The organism is Aster yellows witches'-broom phytoplasma AYWB, from assembly GCF_000012225.1.
GTDB lineage: Bacteria > Bacillota_I > Bacilli_A > Acholeplasmatales > Acholeplasmataceae > Phytoplasma.
Genome location: NC_007716.1, coordinates 524,738 through 543,139 on the forward strand (window position 1 = coordinate 524,738; position 18,402 = coordinate 543,139).

An 18,402-nucleotide genomic window follows, 5' to 3' on the forward strand; every position below is an offset into this window, starting at 1 on the left:
TGTTTTTCTCCTTTAAAAATGTAAGCCTGATTTGCGACAAGCATCAGCTAAGGCTTTGATTTTACCGTGATAAAAATACCCTGATCTATCAAAAACAACGTTTTTAATGCCTTGGGATAAGGCTTTTTTAGCGATAAGAGCGCCTACTGCTTCAGCGGCTTTGATGTTGGAACCCCAAACATTGGCTTCTTTGCTATTAGCGCTACATAGAGTTGTTTGTTTGGTGTCATCAATTATTTGCACATAAAGAAATTTATTAGATCTAAAAACGTTTAAACGTGGTCTTTGTGATGTGCCTGAAACAATTTTTCTAAGGCGAAGATGACGTTTTTTACGAAGCGCGTTAGAGGATTGTTTGGTTATCATAACTTATTTTTAGTCCTTTCTTGTTTTTTTAGCGCTTTTCCCAGCTTTTTGTCTAACGTATTGTCCTACGTAGCGGATTCCTTTACCTTTGTAAGGTTCTGGTTTACGTAATTTTACGTTTTTGGCAGCAAATTCGCCGACAAGTTGTTTGTCAATTCCTTTGATAACAATTTCTGTGTTTTGGTTAACTACCACTTCTAGATTATCAGGAATGGCAACGCTTACAGGATGAGAAAAACCCAAAGATAAAATTAGTTGTTTACCTTTAATTTGAGCACGATAAGCTAACCCTACAATTTTTAAGGTTTTTTGAAACCCTTTGCTTACACCTTCTACCATATTGGAGAGTAAGGCTCTGGTGGTTCCGTGAATTTTTTTCATAAAAATTTCATCATTAGGTCGTTTGACTGTGATTACTTTGTTTTCGTTAGTGATTATTAATCTGTGATTGAATTGATATTCTAATTTGCCTTTAGGGCCTTCAACTGAGATAAAATTTCTATCTTTGATATCAACTTTAACCGCATTAGGGACTTCAATTGCTTTGTTTCCTACGCGTGACATAATTTTCTCCTTTATCTCCTTTAAATACTTTTGATTTAGCAATTAATTACCAAATATAAGCTAAAACTTCGCCACCAACTTGAGAAAGGCGAGCTTGAGCGTCTGTTAGAATTCCTTTAGAAGTAGAAACCAAAGCAACTCCTAAACCATTAAGCACTTTAGGAATTTGTTCTGCTGATGCATAAACTCTAAGTCCTGGTTTAGAAACTCTTTTTAAGCCTTTAATGACTCTTTCTTTGTTGGGAGAATATTTCAAACTAATAATTATTTCACGAGATGACTGAGGTAGATAAAAATCTTTAATAAAACCTTCTTTTTTTAAAACTGCTAAAATTTCTAATTTTAACTTAGAAGCAGGTACTAACACTTTTAAATGTGACATTTGATTGGCATTACGAATACGTGTCAGCATATCTGCAATAGGGTCTGTCATAACCATGTTTGAGCCTCCTTTTTACCTTTACCAACTAGTTTTTCTGACTCCAGGTAATTTACCTTGATGAGCTAACTGCCTAAAATTAATGCGGGAGATGCCGAATTTACGAATGTATCCGCGTGGTCTTCCATCAATAGAATCTCTGTTTTTTAAACGTACAGGTGATGCTTTGGCAGGAATTTGAGACAATCCAGCGTAGTCAGCTTTTTTTTTAAGTTCTAAGCGAAGTTTGGAATATTTTAAAACTAGCTCTCTTTGTTTTTGATCTTTTACGATTTTGGATTTTTTAGCCATAAGTAATAGTTCCTTTAATTTTTAAACGGCATACCATAAAGCTCTAAAAGCTTTTTGGCTTGAGTGTTATTTTTGGCAGTTGTTACAATGATGATATCCATGCCACGAATTTTTTTAACTTTGTCGATATTAATTTCTGGAAAAACGATTTGTTCTTTTAATCCTAGAGCGTAATTCCCTCTGCCGTCAAAAGATTTGCCAGAAATACCTCTAAAATCTCTTACACGGGGTAAAACTAAACGAGTTAGTTTGTATAAAAAAGCTTCTTTACGGGCTCCTCTTAAAGTCACTTTAGCTCCAATTGGCATGCCTTCACGTAATTTAAAATTAGAAATAGCTTTTTTGGCTTTAGTGATAACAGGGCTTTGTCCGCTTAATAATTTTAATTCTTCTACTACATCATCCAAAACTTTAACATTAAAAATAGCATCACCTACGCCCATATTGATAACAACTTTATCTACTTTTGGGACTTGCATAACAGATTTATAATTAAAAGTTTTCATTAGGGTGGCAGTGATTTTGGAATAGTCTAGAGTATTTTCTTTTTTAATTGACATTGATGCAAAGCCTCCTTAATTTTTTTCGTCTAATGTTTGATTTGATTTTTTAGCATAACGAACTTTTTTACCTGATTGTATGCGAATTCCTACTTTAGTGGAAGTTTGTGTTTGGGGGTCTACTAAAGCTACATTAGAAACATGAATGGGAGCTTCTTGTTTAACGATGGCGCCCTTTTCTTCGTTTTGGGAAGGGGGTTGGTGTTTGGTTTTGATGTTGACACCTTCAACAATAATTTTTTGAGTTTTAGCAAAAACTTTTAATACTTTGCCTGTTTTAATCATTTTTTTACCTGATTCGTCTGTTACAAAACGATCTTTGCCAGCTAAAATAGCTACTGTTTCTCCTACTTTAATACGCATTGAGCTGTCCTCCTTACAAAACTAATTGGGCTAAAGAAACTATTTTGGAAAATTTCTTATCACTCAATTCTCTAACTACTGGACCAAAAATACGGGTGCCAATAATATTTAAATCCTCTTTTAAAAGTACTACAGCATTATCGTCAAATTTAATGTAAGAACCATTTTTACGTCTTAGACCTTTTTTGGTGCGTACAATGACAGCTTTTAGAACGTCATGTTTTTTAACTGTACCAGAACCCGATTTAACAGTTACTACTACAATATCTCCGATATTTACATGACTACGACGAGTTCCTCCTAAAATGCCAATAACTAAAACTTCTTTAGCGCCACTGTTATCAGCTACAACTAAACGACTTTCTCGTTGAATCATCTCAAAATCTCCTTAATTTGCACTCTTTGAATGGTAAAGAATTTTGAATAATCGAAATCTTTTAGTTTTAGAAAGAGGTCTTGTTTCCATAAAATTAACTAAATCGCCTGGTTTGGCTTCTTGATTTTCATCATGGACGTGGAATTTTTTCGATTGTTTCACTCTTTTGCCATATAAAGGGTCTTTTTTGTAAATATCAACAATAACAGTAATGGTTTTATCCATTTTATCTGAAACCACTTTACCTACGAAAGTTTTTCTAAAATTACGTTGCATTATTGTTGTTCCTCCTTGATAGTTTCTACAGCATCATCTAAATCAGGGGTAGTTGGTTGTGAGGTTAGGGTTGGTTTTGTTAAAACAGGTTTGACAGTGGAAGTGACAAAAGTCGGGGTAGAGTCTGTTTGTGCTTGATTGTTTTTTTGGGTTAGGATGGTTTTGATGCGAGCAATGGTTTTTTTAAGTTTTTTGATTTTGGCAGTGTTAGTTAGTTTGCCTAAAGCTAATTGAAAACGCAAATCAAACAGTTCTTGCTTTAATTTGTCTACTTTGTTTTCTAATTCTTCTGGATTTAATTTTAAAATTTCTTGAGTTTTCATATTTCAGCACCTTTTTTAACGATTTTAGTTTTAATCGGTAGTTTGTGAGACGCCAGTCTTAAAGCTTCTGTTTCTACTTTGGAGGAATTAGTGGTGTCTTTAACTTCAAACAAAACTTTACCTGTTTTTACCACAGATACCCATTCTTCAGGAGAACCTTTACCAGAACCCATTCTTACTTCTAAAGGTTTTTTAGTTAATGATAGATGTGGGAAAATGTTAATCCACACTTTTCCTGTTCTTTTCATGTAACGTGTCATTGCGATACGAGCGGCTTCAATTTGTTTGTTGGTGATAAAAGCACCTTCTTTGGCAACCAAAGCGTGGTTTCCGTTGGCAATAACATTTTTACCTTTGGATTTTCCTTCAAAACTAACGCGGTGAGGACGACGATATTTAGTTCTTTTTGGCATTAACATGATTATTGTTGCCTCCTTTGAAATTGCGAGGGCGCCTGTTAGGGTTATTAGAAGATTGCGAAGCAAACAATTTTCTAGTGTCTAGAATGGTTTGTCCTGGTAAAACTTCACCGTGGAAAATCCATACTTTAATTCCTAAAACTCCATAAGTAGTGTGAGCTTCAACAGCAGCGTAATCGATGTCTGCTCTTAGAGTGTGTAGAGGAACTCTGCCTTCGGCATGTCCTTCGCTTCGAGCTATTTCAGCACCACCCAAACGACCAGAAATTAAAGTTTTTACTCCTTTGGCACCTGCTTTTATTGCTTTTTGGATTGCCATTTTTTGAACACGGCGGAAAAACATACGATTTTCTAGTTTTTCAGCCATATTTTGAGCAATTAATAAAGCGACTTTATCAGAGTTTTTAACTTCTAAAACGTTAAGATTAACGTCTTTTTGAGTAAGTTCTTTAAGTTTAGCAACTAATTTGTTGCGTGTATCGCCGTCTTTTCCAATAATAACGCCTGGTTTAGCGGTGTGAACAGAAATAGTGATACGGTTTTTATTTTTTTCTTTTAGGCGTTCGATGTCAATTTGACTTATAGCGCTTTTTTTAGCAAAATTATTGATTAGTTTACGAATTAAAAAATCTTCTTTAATTAAATTAGGAATTTCTTTATCATTAACACACCATTGAGATTCCCAAGTTCTAATAATGCCTAATCTTAATCCGTTAGGATTAGTTTTTTGACCCACTTTGTTCTTCCTCCTTTGATGTTTGCAAGTTTGTGCTAGAAGTTATTACTAAAGTAATGTGGCTGGTTCTTTTTTTAATCATATCGCCAGAACCTTTAGCTCTTGGAAACATACGTTTTAAACGAAAACCTTCGTTGACAAAAACTTCTTTAACATAAAGTTGTTCGCGGTTTAATTTTAAATTATTAACAGCATTGGAAACAGCACTGTTTAAAAGTTTTAAAATAACGGGAGCAGCTACTTTAGGGGTAAAAGTTAAAATGGCTTGAGCTTGTGCAATATTTTTTCCTCGAATTAAATCAACAACTAAACGTGCTTTTCGAGGGGCGATTGAAACTTTTCTAGCAATCGCTTTGGCGTTTTTGGTTTCCATAGTTATTCCTTCCCATTATTTTATTTTTTTTGCATTTTTTTGTCTTTTTTGTTGTGTCCGCGGTAAGTGCGTGTAGGGGAAAATTCACCTAACTTATGTCCTACCATGTTTTCTGTAATATAGACTGGAATATGTTCGCGCCCATTATAAACTGCGATTTTGTGTCCTACAAAAATAGGTGTAATTGTAGAACTGCGTGACCAAGTTTGGATCACTTTTTTGTTTTTTAAGTTTTTTTGTTTTTCTATTTTTGCTAATAGATGGCTAGCAACAATAGGTCCTTTTTTAACTGAACGTGGCATATTAACAACTCCTTATTTTTTACGACGCCTAATAATTAAAGCATTAGATGCTTTTTTGCGGTCACGAGTTTTGACCCCGCGAGCTTTTTTACCCCAAGGTGTCATTGGTGATTTGCGTCCAATAGGAGCTCTACCTTCACCACCGCCATGAGGGTGATCGTTCGGGTTCATAGCAGAACCTCTTACTGTTGGTCTTATTCCTAAGAAACGTTTTTTGCCTGCTTTGCCGTAATTAATTAGTTTGTAAGATTCGTTACCGATCTCTCCGATAGTAGCACGACAAGTTGCAAGCACTTTGCGAACTTCGCCTGATTGAAGACGTAATAGTACGTATTTGTCTTCTCTACTAATAATTTGACAAGAAGAACCAGCACTACGAGCAATTTGTCCGCCTTTGCCTGGTTTTAATTCGATGTTATGAACCGTGGTTCCTACTGGAATATTCATTAAAGGAAGGCAATTGGCAACTTTAATATCTGTTTCCTTACCAGAGACAATTTGCATCCCTACTGTAAGTCCTTTAGGAGCAAGAATGTATCTTTTTTCGCCGTCTACATAGTGAATTAAAGCGATGTTAGCACTGCGGTTTGGATCGTACTCAATGGTAGCTACTTTGCCAACAATGTTATCTTTGTTTCTTTTAAAATCAATTAAACGGTATTTTCTTTTAACGCCGCCGCCACGATGTCTTACTGTAATTTTACCTTGATTGTTGCGTCCGGCTTGGTCTTTATGAGATACCAATAAACTTCTTTCAGGAGTTTGAGTGGTGATTTCTGAAAAAGCAGAAACACTCATATTGCGACATCCATTTGTGGTAGGCTTATATTTTTTAATTGCCATATTTATACCTGCCTTGTTTTTTTTAATCGTTAATCATTATTTTGGTTGGGCTTGAGTTTATTCATTAGCAAGGATTTTAATTTTTTGTCCCGGAGCTAATTTACAAATAGCTTTTTTATAACCAGAAGTATAACCTTCAAATTTGCCTTTTCTTTTGAATTGTGGTAAAACGTTGCGAGTGTTAACTGATAAAACTTTAACTTGGAAAATGCTTTCTAAAGCTTTTTTAATTTCTACTTTATTAGCTGTTTTGGCAACTTTAAAGGTGTATTTATTTTGTCTTTCGATCAATTTATTAGTTAATTCAGTAATGATTGGTGCTTTAACTAAATCATAGTATTTATTCATTATTTCAAAACCTCTTCAAAATAGTTAACAGCATCAGCAGTTAGAACTAATTGTTTGCAATTAAGGATTTGATAAACACTTGCATGAGAAGCTGTTTCTAAAGTAATATAAGATAGATTGCGAGAAGCCAAAGCTAATTGTTCTGTCATTTGAGTAACTACAATTAAGGATTTGGAAGTGATGTTTAATTTTTGTAACATTTGTTGGAAATCTTTAGTTTTGTGAGTTGCTAAATTAATGTTGTCTAAAACTACTAATTGATTATTTTGAACTTGGAGTGATAAAGCTGATTTTAGAGCTAGAATGCGTACTTTTTGGTTTACTTTAACAGAATAATTTCTTGGGGAAGGTCCAAAAGTAACTCCGCCACCGCGCCATAAAGGAGAGCGAATGGAGCCATGACGAGCACGACCAGTTCCTTTTTGTCTCCACGGTTTTTTACCTCCGCCAGCTACCAAAGCGCGAGTTTTGGTAGCGTGTGTGCCTTGACGCATTGCGGCTCTTTGAGCATTTACAACGTCGTATAAAACTTGTTGATTAGGTTTAATGTCAAAAACAGTAGTTGCTAAAACCTTTTCAGAAACTAAGTCGCCTTGTTGATTAAGGATATTAATTTTTGGCATGCGTTTGCTCCTTTGTCAATTTTTTTACAGCAGATTTGATCATTACAAAACCTTTATTAGGTCCTGGGACATTGCCTTTAATTAAGAATAAATTTTTTTCAGTATCAATTGAAAGAATAGCTAAATTTTGAATAGTAACAGTTTCGTATCCCATGTGTCCTGGTAGTTTTTTACCTTTTAATTTGCCTTTAATAGGACCCATTGAACCTGGACGACGGTGATAACGAGACCCGTGACTTTCAGGACCTCTGCTTTGGTTGTGCCTTTTAATAGAACCAGCAAAACCTTTACCTTTGGAAGTTCCTGTTACATCAACTAAATCACCTACTTGAAATAAATCGTTTGTGATTAGCGCGCCTACCACTAAATTAGCTAGGTTTGAGTTGACATCCGAACTAAAATTAATTTCTTTAATGAAGCGCTTAGGGGCAGTAGTTGCTTTTTTAAAATGACCTAACATAGGTTTAGAAGTGTTTTTTTCTCTTTTATCGCAAAAACCTATTTGAGTAGCTTGATAGCCGTCTTGGTCAACGTTTTTTTGTTGCAAAACAACATTGGCTGCAACATCTACTATTGTTACTGGAACTAATTCTCCTTGTTCGTTAAAAACTTGAGTCATTCCTATTTTTTTACCTAAGATTCCTTGAGCCATGTCCTTCCTCTTTCTTTTTTTAATTTTAGTTTTAAAGTTTGTAAAAAGTTTTTTAAAGTGATTTTAAAAAGTTGATTGCAATTGTAATTGTGATTCAACCAAATGAAATGATTTTTAAAAAATAAATATTTATTCATATTAAAATTAATAGTGTCTAGAATGTTTGCTTTTTCTATTGGTTTATTTTTTTAACAAAATATCAATTGCAGTTGGTAAACTAATGTGCATTAAAGATTCAATTGTTTTTTTATTGGGATTGATAATTTGAATTAAACGTTTGTGAGTGCGTCGTTCAAATTGTTCTCTTGAATCTTTGTTGACGAAAGGGGAACGCAAAACAGTAAATACTTCTTTTCTGGTAGGAAGAGGTATTGGACCTTCAATATTTACTCCTGTTTTAGAGACAATATCAATAATTTTTTTAGCTGCTTGATCAATTAAATGATGGTCATAGGCTCTTAGAATTATTTTGATAATTTCTTTTTCTTTTTTGTTCACTTATATTCTCCTTTTTTAGAAATTTTTGAAAATATTGTCTATTAGACAAATATTTTGCTTAAATAATTTTTTTCTTAGACAACTGACATTAGTGTTTTGTATTTTTGGATTAAAAGAAAAAATATTTAAAACAAGCCTTTTTATTATACCTTAAAAAAAGATTTTATTGTAAGTCATTTTAATTACAAAAGTTAAAAAAGTAATTAATAATGTTTTTTTAAAATAAAAAAATCTGTTTAAAATAAGCAAAATTATGAAAGGATTTATTTATTTTGAATTTTTGTTTGTTAAAAAAATATAATTAGTTAATTCAAATATCTTTATATTAAAATATAAAATGATTTAATTAAAAGGTTCTTTTTTTATATTTAATGATAACTTTTTTAACAAATTTAAAAAACTGTTTAAAAGGATTAGTTTTTGCAAAACGCATATAACCATTAAATATTTATAATTAAAAACCAAATAATAAATAATATAACAAATCTTAAATAACTTGTATAAATTTGTGTTTTATTAAGTTGTAATAATAAAATATAATTTGATAATGTATTTGTATTGGATTGTAAATAAATCTAGATATTGTTGTAAAACTTTTTGAGTATTTAGATTTTCAAAAACGAATATATCAAAAAAGTAACAATCATTCCAAATATACTTAATAATAAAAAAATGGTGGTTCTTAATAAAGAAGATATGTTTTGTTTGATACCCCAGATATATTTTTTACTTATAATTATTTAAATGATTTAGTTTTGGAATAACAGAAATATCCAACAAGTGCTTTTACTAAAAGAACTAAAACAAGAACTAAACAAAAAGCATAATATTTTTTAGTTAATTGTTTTTATTTAAGTGCTTTTAAATCTTCGTTATATTTTTCTGTTCTTTTATCTGAGTTTTGTTTGTTTGACAGTTAATCTAAATGTAAGTATTTATTTAATTTGTTATTAACAAGAAATAAGTTAAAAAATAATATCAAAACTATAAATTAAAATAATATCCAATAAGGAAAAAAATATCATTGTCTAAGAAAAAAATTATTTAAACAAAATAATTTGTCTAATAATGATAAATTAATTGTCAGTTGTTTTTTGAGCTTTAGAAGGTTTATTTTCTAAAATAAGTTTTCCTTTGTAATAACCACTATTTTTAGTAACTCTGTGAGACAAAGTAAAAGCATTAGTTTCTTTGCAAAGTACTAAAGCAGGATTACTTAACTTATAATGAGTACGTCTTTTTCTTTTTGCCGTTTTTCCGGTGCGTCTAAAAGGAACAGCCATTTTATCAAATCCTTTCTTTGTAATTTTGTTTGTTTGTAGAATTTATTATAATTAATAATAAAACTTTTCAACAAATAAAAGGTTAATCAAAACCCAATTAATAACTGCCAAAAATTATTATTAGCAATTTAATCAAGCTTAAAAAATTAATAATCATACCAAAGATTGCAAAAATTAATTTTAAACCTAAGTTTATTTTATCTTAAAAAAGCTGTTTTGTCAATCTATTTTGAGCTTTTTTTACTTTTTGTTCTTATTTATTTTTTACTTTAATTATTATTTTGTATTATTATTTTGTAAAATTACAATAATATAAATAAATTATTTTGTAAATAACTTATAAATAAACAAATTTAGATAATTATTTTGTATCATATTAATTTATCATTTTTAAACATTATTTAGCTTTTCTACCCCATTTTATCAAAAACAATAAAAAAGTGAAAAAAGTGAGCATACTTTAACACAAAAAAGAGTTATAATAGAATTAAACACTAATGAAAACGCTGCATGTTGAAATATTATTGTCTATATTTTTTTAAATATTTTTTCATGAACACCAAACTGCAAAATAAAAAAAAGGAAAGGATTCAAACGGAATATAAATAAATTTTTAAATTAAACAGTAAAAATAACTTGATAAAATGCATAAAGAAAAAACAACTTACATCAATTTTCCTAAAAATATTTAGTTAATAAACAAATTAAAAAAATTGCTTGTTAACTACATTTAAATAATTGATAAAATAATGATAAAAACACTTGATAAAAAAAACATTTATTTAATATTAATTACATAATAAATAACTTTTTACACTATTTCAAATTTTTAAACTTTTTTAAATAACTTTAATTATAAAAAAATCAAAGAAAAAGAAAAGATAAATACAATAATTTATATATTTTTTGGTATGACCTAATTAAATTGAAATTTTTCCAAAGAGTGTTTGGTGTACGCTAACTATTATTTAGCGAACAATAAACCAACTTATAATAAAGTAAATACATTTTTTATATTTTTAATTATATATATTAATTTATGATTTTTTTATAGCTTAATAATTTATACTTATAATTAATATTAACTACCTTTTTTTTAAAAAGAAAGGAGTCTATTTTTTAAATTAACAAAATTAACAAGACTTCTAAAAAAACCAATATAAAGCTTTAATTCCTTTTTAATGCTTATAATTATAAAATATTTTAATACTATTACTCAACATTAATTCTTATTTTATTAAAGAACATTCAGAATTTAAATTAAACTATCAAATCAAAAGTACTTTTAAAATAAAAGTAAAAAGAGATACTCTAAATAATACAATTCATAATATTAAAGTAAAAAAACAATAATAAAGCTCTTTCTTATATAGATAAAAATTGATCCTAATTATTACACAAAAGTCTCATTTCACAAAACAATTAATCAAAAAAAGACGAATTAATGTCTACGGTCAATTATTAATTGTCCCCCCAAAAAATATTATATTTATCTATCATTATGGAAAAAAAGCTATTTATTAAGGATAAAACACATACCTTAGAAGCAATCATAAACATGAAAAAAATAAATACAATAATTTATATTTTTTTTACTATGAACCAAATTTAATCCAAAATATCTCTCTATCCAAAAAAACAACTTGGTATAAATCTTATCACAAGAAATAATTATTTTCATATTTAAAATAAATTAATAAACTATTTAAAAAAAATAAAAATAATATAAATAATAAAAAAAACTATCCTTCAGGATAGTTTTTTGTTTTTAAGATCTAAATAATGAAAACTAAGTATTCTTTTTTACATCCAAAATTAATTTGGTTTATGTTATGATAAAAGTAAATGATAAAATAATTTAAAACTTATTTCTTTGAAAAACCAAAATAATATAATATTACAAAACAAAAATTAATAATAAAATGCAATTAAGTGCTTTTATGTTGTTTAATTAATATTTAGATTGAAGGAAAAATTTTATGTCATCATATTATAATAGATTTTTGGCTTTATTCTTAAAAAGCAATAAAAAATTATCAAACGAATTTTTTTCTCCTTTTTTATCCCAATTAACAAATAATATCACAAAACTAAAAAACACCCAAGAAAAAAAAACAACACCAAAAATTATTACAAACAAACAAAATCAACAATTAAATCAAAGATTGCAAACCCTAAATAACAAACACAATACCCAAACAAAACAAATACAAGAAAAATACAATCACATATTATTAAACATTTACGAACAAATAGAAAAACTACAAACCAATAAAAAAACAATCCTCCAAAAATACAAATCACAACAAGAAAAAATCCAAACTCTTTTAAATCAAGAACTTATTTATCAAAAAAACAAAAACAACGATAAAAACCTCCAATTAAAAGAAATCTTACAAAAAGAACTCCAAGAAATTACCAAAAAAAACAATCAAAAAGAAACCACCCTTATAACTAATCTAAACAACAAAAATAACAACATTAATAATTTATTAATTCAAATTGAAAAAGACAAACAAAAATTAGAACTCAAAAAGAAAAAACTTAACCAAGAATCCAAACAAAACTTTTATACTACTGATTTCAACCTCAATCAAAAAAACACCAATTTATTAAAACAACTAGAAACAACTCTTAATTTACAAGAAAAAGACAAACAAAAAGCAATTAACATCTTAGAACAAATAAAGACTACCAAAGAACAAACTTATCAAAAAAACATTACCAAAACTCACAAACTATACCAAAATAAACTAAGTATAAATGACAAAAAACTAGATATCATCAAAGAAGCTTACCAACAAGAAAGAACTTTAATCCAAGAAAAAATGAAAGCTTTTTTTCTCCAAATAAGACCTTTTCCTTTTATAAATATACCAATTCTTTTCAATTACCAAATTGAAACATCCAAAAAAGCTCTTTTTTACAATCAAAAAAAAAACTGCCTTTCATACCAAAACCAAAAATCTTTATGGAGCCAACAATATCACTTCATCAATCTTTTACACCAAAAAGCAATTAATATGTGGCATTTAGAACATTACAAACAAAACAAATACAAACACATCTACCAGCAAACCTTAGAAAAAATTTATCATCTAATCCACCAAAAAACAAATTATTTATTCTTCCAAAAAATAAACGGCATAAAAGAACAAATAAAAACAGTTCTTAACTTACATCTCCAAGAAACAGCTATATTTGATAATCAAAAAGACTATCAAGAAACTTTCTTTGCTTATCAAAAAACTCTTTTAGCCTTACAACGTAAACAAAACAATTACCAAATAGATTATTATTATCATTTCTTTGAAAAAAAACAAGAATTTGAACTTAAAACTAAAAGTATTGCCTTGCAACTAAAATTAGAAAAAACCAAAATCCAACATTATTATTTAGAACAAATAACTACTTTAAAAAAAGAAATTAACAACTTCCAAACCCAATTAACACTTAATAAAATATTTCAAAAAGATGATTTTCTAACCTTCAAACTTACCCAAGAAAAGGAAAAATATCTCTTTTTACAAGACGTCACTTTAATGCAAAAAGATATCTATTTATTATTACAAACCCAAAATATAGAACTTTTACAAACTTTAAACATTTTACTAAACAATTATCCATATTGGCAAAAAGAAAGCACATTATTAGAACAAACTTTACAACAAACCCAATTACAAATTAATACTTTTGCAAGCAATTATCAAAATAAAACTTGCATTATCAAACAAACTATCTTAGACCAAATAAAAACTATAATTGAAAACAACTTATTTACCATCATTCAAAAACAATTTAATCAAACAATTTATCTTTTACAAAAAAAACACCAATTAAACCAAACTAACCTACAAAATGAAATTGATCTTAACGAACAAATAATAGCTTTTTATGACAAACAATTAACCTTTCTCAATCAAAAAATAAATACTGAAAAAAATAAAGGAATACAAGGATTTTTCCACAAATACAAACAAAAAGGAACTGACCTATATCCCCTTTTATACAAAATCAAAACTCACAAAGAATATTATGAAAAAAATATCAAAAAACTAACACAAAAAAAAGATAAAGCAACCAAAAAGCACAAACATATTTTAGAAAAAACAACTATCAAACACCAAAAAAAAATCAATAAAACAAAACTTAAAATAACTAAGCTTTTAAATTTATGGCACTATTTAAAACCTGTCTCCAAAAACATTGCAATTACTCCTTTAATAAATTTCAAAATATCAAACAAATCTTTTTTCAATGCTTGCCAAAAAACAATAACAAATGTTATCAAAGATATTTTGTTCTATAATGATTATCAAAAAAACATTTATCAATGTTTAAATAATTTACTCCAAGAAAAAATAAAAAAAGAACAAAGTTTAATTCAAACAACTATAAATACAACTAATACAATTAAACACCTTAACAAAGTTTTTTACAGCCAAAATGAATTAATAAAGAATTTTATACATACTTCTTTAGAAAAAAAATTTAAACAAAATCAAATATCTTTATTACAAGAAATTACTAAAACAATTAAATCCAAAGAAAAAAGTTTAACCCAAACAACTAATTTAATGAAAGAAAAATTAGGATTATTAAACGAAAATCTAAACGATGCTCTCATAAATCTTAATTTATCATGGCAACAAACACAAAAAGAATTACGCCAAAAACTATCAAACCTAAAAAAAGAAGCCCTCCTCAATTTTGAAAAAAAAGACAAATTATTTTTCGAAAACAAAAAAATAGCAATCAAACAAAAAAACAACCAAATATTTAAACATTTCATAAAACAAAAAGAAAAAATATCCCAATCATTTACTCAAAAACGAAAATCTAATCACAAAAAAATAACCAAAATAGGAAAACAAATCCAAAAAACCAAAAAAAAATTAATTACTAAAATTAAACTAACTAATTTCAAAACCAAAATCAAAACTATCTTTTTAAAATGTTCTTTTTTTTGGCAAAAACAAAAAGGGAAATTCAAAATAAAACACCAACAAAAACAAATTACCAAACAAATCCAAAAAACTATTGAACTTGATAAACAAATTTCTTAAAGCAAAAAAAATATTAAAATTATAAATAAATATAGTAATAAAACAACTTATCAAAACAAACAAAAAAAACATCATTCATTACAACAATATTTAAAATCTCATTTGCATTTTTATTTTTTTTAATATATAATTAAAGATTGAGATAAAAAGTAAATTTTCACAAAATGGATCAAAAAAAAAAAAAAATAAGAAAGGAGGAAAAATGACGTCCTCAAATCAAGTTTTAATTGAAATTAAAAACTTATCCAAAAACTTTTCTATCAAAAAAAACTTTTTAAAACCAGATACCTTACTAAAAGCGAACCAAAATATTAATTTATCCATTTTCAAAGGCGAAACATTATCCGTAGTTGGAGGTTCTGGTTCAGGAAAATCAACTTTAGGGCAAGTTCTTCTGCAACTTATAAAACCCACTTCAGGCAATGTTTTTTATTACAAAGAAACAACGAAAAAAGCCAAAGAATTCAAAGAAAAAAAGACAAAAGACATTGAAAAAATTGATTTAACTACTTTAAGTAATAAAGAAAAGCGCTTTTTAAGAAAAGATTTGCAAATTATTTTCCAAGACCCTTTTTCTTCTCTTAACACTCATCTCAAAATATCAGATATCATTGGCGAAGGACTTTTAATCCACAAAATGATAAAAGGTAAAGAAGACCCTAAATATCAAAAAATGATTCTAGATATCATGAAAAAATGTGGCATTGATAATTATCTTTATGATTGTTATCCCCATCAACTTTCAGGCGGCCAAAGACAAAGAATTTCAATTGCAAGAGCTTTAATCATTAAACCTAAATTTGTTGTTTGCGATGAAATAGTATCAGCATTAGATGTATCAATTCAATCCCAAATTTTAAACCTTTTAAATGATTTAAAAAAAGATTACCAAATAACTTTCTTGTTTATTACTCATGATTTAGGAGTTGCTCGTTTTTTAAGTGACCGCATTTGTGTAATGCATTTAGGAAAAGTAATTGAAATAGCACCTTCAGAAAGTATTTTTAAAAATCCTTATCATCCCTACACCAAACAAATTATAAATGCTATCCCTAAATTAAAAACCCAAAATAAAGTTTTAGAAGAAATTCCAATCACCTACGAAACTAAAAAATTTAGATTTTTATTTCAAACTCAAAAAAAAGACCTAGATTGGCATCAAGTAGCCCCTAATCATTTTATTTCTTGCACTTTAAAAAATAAAGCTACTAAAATGTAAAGGAGCAAGATATGAGTTTATTAAAAGTTATCAATCTACATACTTATTTTGAAACAAAAAAAGGCTTAATCAAAGCAGTTTGTGGTGTTTCTTTTGAAGTCCAAAAAGGAAAAACTTTAGGAATAGTCGGAGAATCTGGTAGTGGTAAAAGCCAAACTGCAATTTCTATTCTCAAATTATTTGAAAAAAACCAAAAAATTTACCAAGGCGAAATTACTTTTGAAAATCGTATTATTTCTCAATTTAGTGAAAAAGAAATGCAAAAAATCAGAGGAAATGAAATTGCTATGATTTTCCAAGATGCCATTTCTAGCCTTAACCCTGTTTTTAAAATCAAAAATCAAATTATAGAAGTTCTAATGCTTCATAAAAAACTTGATTACGATCAAGCTTATAAAAAAACTCTTGATATTTTGGAAAAAGTCCAAATTCCTAACGCCCAAAGAGTGATGAATTCATATCCTCATCAACTTTCAGGAGGAATGTGTCAAAGAATAATGATTGCTATGGCATTAGTTTGTAAACCTAAACTTTTAATTGCTGACGAAGCAACTACTGCTCTAGATGTAATCGTCCAAAAAGAAATTCTTAACTTAATTGCTTGTCTACAACAAGAACAAAACACTTCTGTTTTATTTATCACACATGATTTAGGAGTAGTTTCTCAAGTAGCCGATGATATTATTGTCATGTATCGAGGAAAAATTGTAGAAAGCGCCAAAACATCACAAATATTAAAAAATCCCCAACACACCTACACTAAAAGCTTACTTAATAATTTTTTAAAAACTGGGCTTGGTTATCATAATTTTTAGTTTGGATTTATCTTAATTATATAGTTATTTAAAAACATATGATTAAAATATAATTAAACCATAAATTTAATTAAACATTAAAATATTTTATAAAAATTTAAAAAAGAAGAAAATAAAATTATATGATAAAAAAACAAAATATTAAATTATTGATATTAGGTTTTATAGCTATTTTCATTATTGTTATTTTTACTTATCATTTAGTTAAAGATTCAATAGAAAATAAAGACAATACAACTATCAAAATAGCTTCTAATACCGATATTAATGGTCTAGATCCAACTAAAAAAGAATTCAGCCAAACAGCTATAGGAAATCGTTTTTTTCGTTGTATCCATGATAATTTATTATCAGTTAAAATTGATGAACAAAATAATGAAAAAATAATTACTAAATTAGTTGATAAGTGTGAAAAAAAAGGCAAAGAAATTACTTTTACATTAAGGAATAATGCATATTTTCATAACGGCGAAAAAGTAACATTCGAAGACATTGAATTTTCAATTAATAGAGGAAAAGAAAATAAAAATGATATGTATAGTTTTGTTGAAAATATTCAAAAAATAGATAATATCCAATTTAAAATCACCTTAAAAAATGATGTAGTTTTTTGGGATTTTTATTTTACTCATTTTATTAGAATTTTAAACAAAAAAGCTGTAGAAAAAAATCCTAATGAAAGTCTTAAAATTGGTACAGGTCCATACAAATTAAAAGAATGGGTACCAAATGATTTTATCTTATTAGAACGTTTTGACAAATATTATAATGGGGAAACTAGCAACAATGCTCCTGAAAAAATATTAATAAAAATTATACCAGACCCAGATACTGTTTTACAAGAAATAGAACAAGGAAATATTGATGCTACCTTTAACTATCCATTTGAAAGAATTACAGATTTAGAATCGCAAAAATTATCAAACATTAAAATTATTGAAGGCGAAGGCATTTCTGCTCAATATTGTTATATTAATAAACAATCTACAACTTTAGAAGTAAGAAAAGCTATCACAAAAGCTTTAGATATTTCTAAATATATTAAAGATTTACAATTAAAAGCAAACCCTTTAGAAAGTTATATTCCGAATGGTTTAATAGGGTATGATAAAAACTTGAAACATAATCCAACCAATGTTGAAGAGGCAAAAGAAATAATTAAAACCCTTCCAATAGAAAACAAAACATTAAAATTAGGAATAGCCCAAAGCAAACCCTTGGATTTAACAAAAAAAATAGTAGAAGGTTTAAGGGAAGTAGGATTTACAGTCGAATTAGAACAAATGGAATTTAATGCTCTTATAGAAAAATCAATAAATACCAATGATTTAAACATATTATTTATGGGAGAAAATTACGATTTAGAATACGGTCATAAAGTTTTATGTGATTATTTTATACAAGGAAAAGGTTATAATTTTTGTCATGTGGATGAAAAAGATGAAAATAAAATAAAAAAAAATTTAGAAGCTGGTTTGAAAGCTAAGGATTCAAAAACATTTGAAAAATCAGTTCAAGATGTAAATAAATACATCCACGACCAATTTTATATCATTCCTTTATATTCTTCAAAAAATTTCACCATTACGACTAGCAAAATACAAAAGGGACTCAAAACCAATAAATTTGGTCATTTTGATATTACTCAAATAAAAAAAATATAATAC

General features: G+C 27.8%; 23 protein-coding genes. 4 read left to right on the forward strand and 19 right to left on the reverse strand.

Features of this window, described 5'->3' with window-relative positions:
* Positions 1-12: 12 nt before the first annotated feature.
* The 19 genes from rplR to rpmF form a co-directional block, all read right to left on the reverse strand.
* A complete protein-coding gene (rplR, locus tag AYWB_RS02480; RefSeq protein WP_011412785.1) occupies positions 13-366 on the reverse strand; it encodes a 50S ribosomal protein L18 in 354 nt (117 codons plus the stop codon).
* Positions 367-375: 9 nt separating this feature from the next.
* Complete coding sequence (rplF, locus tag AYWB_RS02485) at positions 376-930, reverse strand: 50S ribosomal protein L6 (protein WP_011412786.1); 555 nt, start codon at positions 928-930, stop codon at positions 376-378.
* Positions 931-976: 46 nt separating this feature from the next.
* A complete protein-coding gene (gene rpsH / locus AYWB_RS02490) occupies positions 977-1,369 on the reverse strand; it encodes a 30S ribosomal protein S8 (protein ID WP_011412787.1) in 393 nt (130 codons plus the stop codon).
* A 21-nt stretch (positions 1,370-1,390) separates the two neighbouring features.
* Entirely contained in the window at positions 1,391-1,660 is a 270-nt protein-coding gene (rpsN, locus tag AYWB_RS02495) for a 30S ribosomal protein S14 (protein WP_011412788.1), read from the reverse strand.
* A gap of 14 nt (positions 1,661-1,674) precedes the next feature.
* Positions 1,675-2,220, reverse strand: a complete 546-nt coding sequence (rplE, locus tag AYWB_RS02500; protein WP_011412789.1) for a 50S ribosomal protein L5 — start codon at positions 2,218-2,220, stop codon at positions 1,675-1,677.
* Positions 2,221-2,235: 15 nt separating this feature from the next.
* Positions 2,236-2,583, reverse strand: coding sequence for a 50S ribosomal protein L24 (gene rplX / locus AYWB_RS02505; RefSeq protein ID WP_011412790.1), 348 nt, complete (start codon positions 2,581-2,583; stop codon positions 2,236-2,238).
* Positions 2,584-2,596: 13 nt separating this feature from the next.
* Positions 2,597-2,959 carry a 50S ribosomal protein L14 gene (gene rplN / locus AYWB_RS02510; RefSeq protein ID WP_011412791.1) on the reverse strand — a complete coding sequence of 121 codons (363 nt, stop codon included), beginning with the start codon at positions 2,957-2,959 and terminating at the stop codon, positions 2,597-2,599.
* A 12-nt stretch (positions 2,960-2,971) separates the two neighbouring features.
* Positions 2,972-3,235 carry a 30S ribosomal protein S17 gene (gene rpsQ, locus AYWB_RS02515; protein WP_011412792.1) on the reverse strand — a complete coding sequence of 88 codons (264 nt, stop codon included), beginning with the start codon at positions 3,233-3,235 and terminating at the stop codon, positions 2,972-2,974.
* Positions 3,235-3,558: a 50S ribosomal protein L29 gene (rpmC, locus tag AYWB_RS04555; protein WP_011412793.1), complete on the reverse strand. Its 324-nt coding sequence runs from the start codon at positions 3,556-3,558 to the stop codon at positions 3,235-3,237. Before rpmC ends, rpsQ begins: the two co-directional genes overlap by 1 nt.
* Positions 3,555-3,977: a 50S ribosomal protein L16 gene (gene rplP, locus AYWB_RS02525; RefSeq protein WP_011412794.1), complete on the reverse strand. Its 423-nt coding sequence runs from the start codon at positions 3,975-3,977 to the stop codon at positions 3,555-3,557. The genes rpmC and rplP overlap by 4 nt, the downstream gene beginning before the upstream one ends.
* Positions 3,955-4,713, reverse strand: a complete 759-nt coding sequence (gene rpsC, locus AYWB_RS02530; protein ID WP_011412795.1) for a 30S ribosomal protein S3 — start codon at positions 4,711-4,713, stop codon at positions 3,955-3,957. Before rpsC ends, rplP begins: the two co-directional genes overlap by 23 nt.
* A complete protein-coding gene (gene rplV, locus AYWB_RS02535; RefSeq protein ID WP_011412796.1) occupies positions 4,697-5,086 on the reverse strand; it encodes a 50S ribosomal protein L22 in 390 nt (129 codons plus the stop codon). The genes rpsC and rplV overlap by 17 nt, the downstream gene beginning before the upstream one ends.
* Positions 5,087-5,106: 20 nt before the next feature.
* A complete protein-coding gene (gene rpsS / locus AYWB_RS02540; RefSeq protein ID WP_011412797.1) occupies positions 5,107-5,388 on the reverse strand; it encodes a 30S ribosomal protein S19 in 282 nt (93 codons plus the stop codon).
* 12 nt (positions 5,389-5,400) lie between these two features.
* The gene (gene rplB, locus AYWB_RS02545) at positions 5,401-6,231 is read right to left on the reverse strand and encodes a 50S ribosomal protein L2 (protein WP_011412798.1); all 831 of its coding nucleotides are present in this window, start codon (positions 6,229-6,231) and stop codon (positions 5,401-5,403) included.
* Positions 6,232-6,288: 57 nt separating this feature from the next.
* Positions 6,289-6,579 carry a 50S ribosomal protein L23 gene (rplW, locus tag AYWB_RS02550; protein ID WP_011412799.1) on the reverse strand — a complete coding sequence of 97 codons (291 nt, stop codon included), beginning with the start codon at positions 6,577-6,579 and terminating at the stop codon, positions 6,289-6,291.
* Positions 6,579-7,202 carry a 50S ribosomal protein L4 gene (gene rplD / locus AYWB_RS02555; protein ID WP_011412800.1) on the reverse strand — a complete coding sequence of 208 codons (624 nt, stop codon included), beginning with the start codon at positions 7,200-7,202 and terminating at the stop codon, positions 6,579-6,581. Before rplD ends, rplW begins: the two co-directional genes overlap by 1 nt.
* Positions 7,189-7,854: a 50S ribosomal protein L3 gene (rplC, locus tag AYWB_RS02560; RefSeq protein WP_011412801.1), complete on the reverse strand. Its 666-nt coding sequence runs from the start codon at positions 7,852-7,854 to the stop codon at positions 7,189-7,191. The genes rplD and rplC overlap by 14 nt, the downstream gene beginning before the upstream one ends.
* 180 nt (positions 7,855-8,034) lie before the next feature.
* Positions 8,035-8,352, reverse strand: a complete 318-nt coding sequence (rpsJ, locus tag AYWB_RS02565; protein ID WP_011412803.1) for a 30S ribosomal protein S10 — start codon at positions 8,350-8,352, stop codon at positions 8,035-8,037.
* Between the two features lie 1,076 nt (positions 8,353-9,428).
* Positions 9,429-9,635, reverse strand: a complete 207-nt coding sequence (gene rpmF / locus AYWB_RS02570; RefSeq protein ID WP_011412804.1) for a 50S ribosomal protein L32 — start codon at positions 9,633-9,635, stop codon at positions 9,429-9,431.
* A gap of 1,979 nt (positions 9,636-11,614) precedes the next feature.
* On the opposite strand from rpmF, the gene AYWB_RS02575 reads away from it, so the two are divergent.
* From AYWB_RS02575 to AYWB_RS02590, 4 genes are all read left to right on the forward strand, one after another.
* Positions 11,615-14,701: a hypothetical protein gene (locus tag AYWB_RS02575; protein ID WP_011412805.1), complete on the forward strand. Its 3,087-nt coding sequence runs from the start codon at positions 11,615-11,617 to the stop codon at positions 14,699-14,701.
* A gap of 202 nt (positions 14,702-14,903) precedes the next feature.
* Positions 14,904-15,920 carry an ATP-binding cassette domain-containing protein gene (locus tag AYWB_RS02580; protein ID WP_011412806.1) on the forward strand — a complete coding sequence of 339 codons (1,017 nt, stop codon included), beginning with the start codon at positions 14,904-14,906 and terminating at the stop codon, positions 15,918-15,920.
* Between the two features lie 11 nt (positions 15,921-15,931).
* Positions 15,932-16,735, forward strand: coding sequence for an ABC transporter ATP-binding protein (locus AYWB_RS02585; protein ID WP_011412807.1), 804 nt, complete (start codon positions 15,932-15,934; stop codon positions 16,733-16,735).
* A gap of 122 nt (positions 16,736-16,857) precedes the next feature.
* The gene (locus AYWB_RS02590; protein WP_011412808.1) at positions 16,858-18,399 is read left to right on the forward strand and encodes an ABC transporter substrate-binding protein; all 1,542 of its coding nucleotides are present in this window, start codon (positions 16,858-16,860) and stop codon (positions 18,397-18,399) included.
* Positions 18,400-18,402 lie beyond the last annotated feature (3 nt).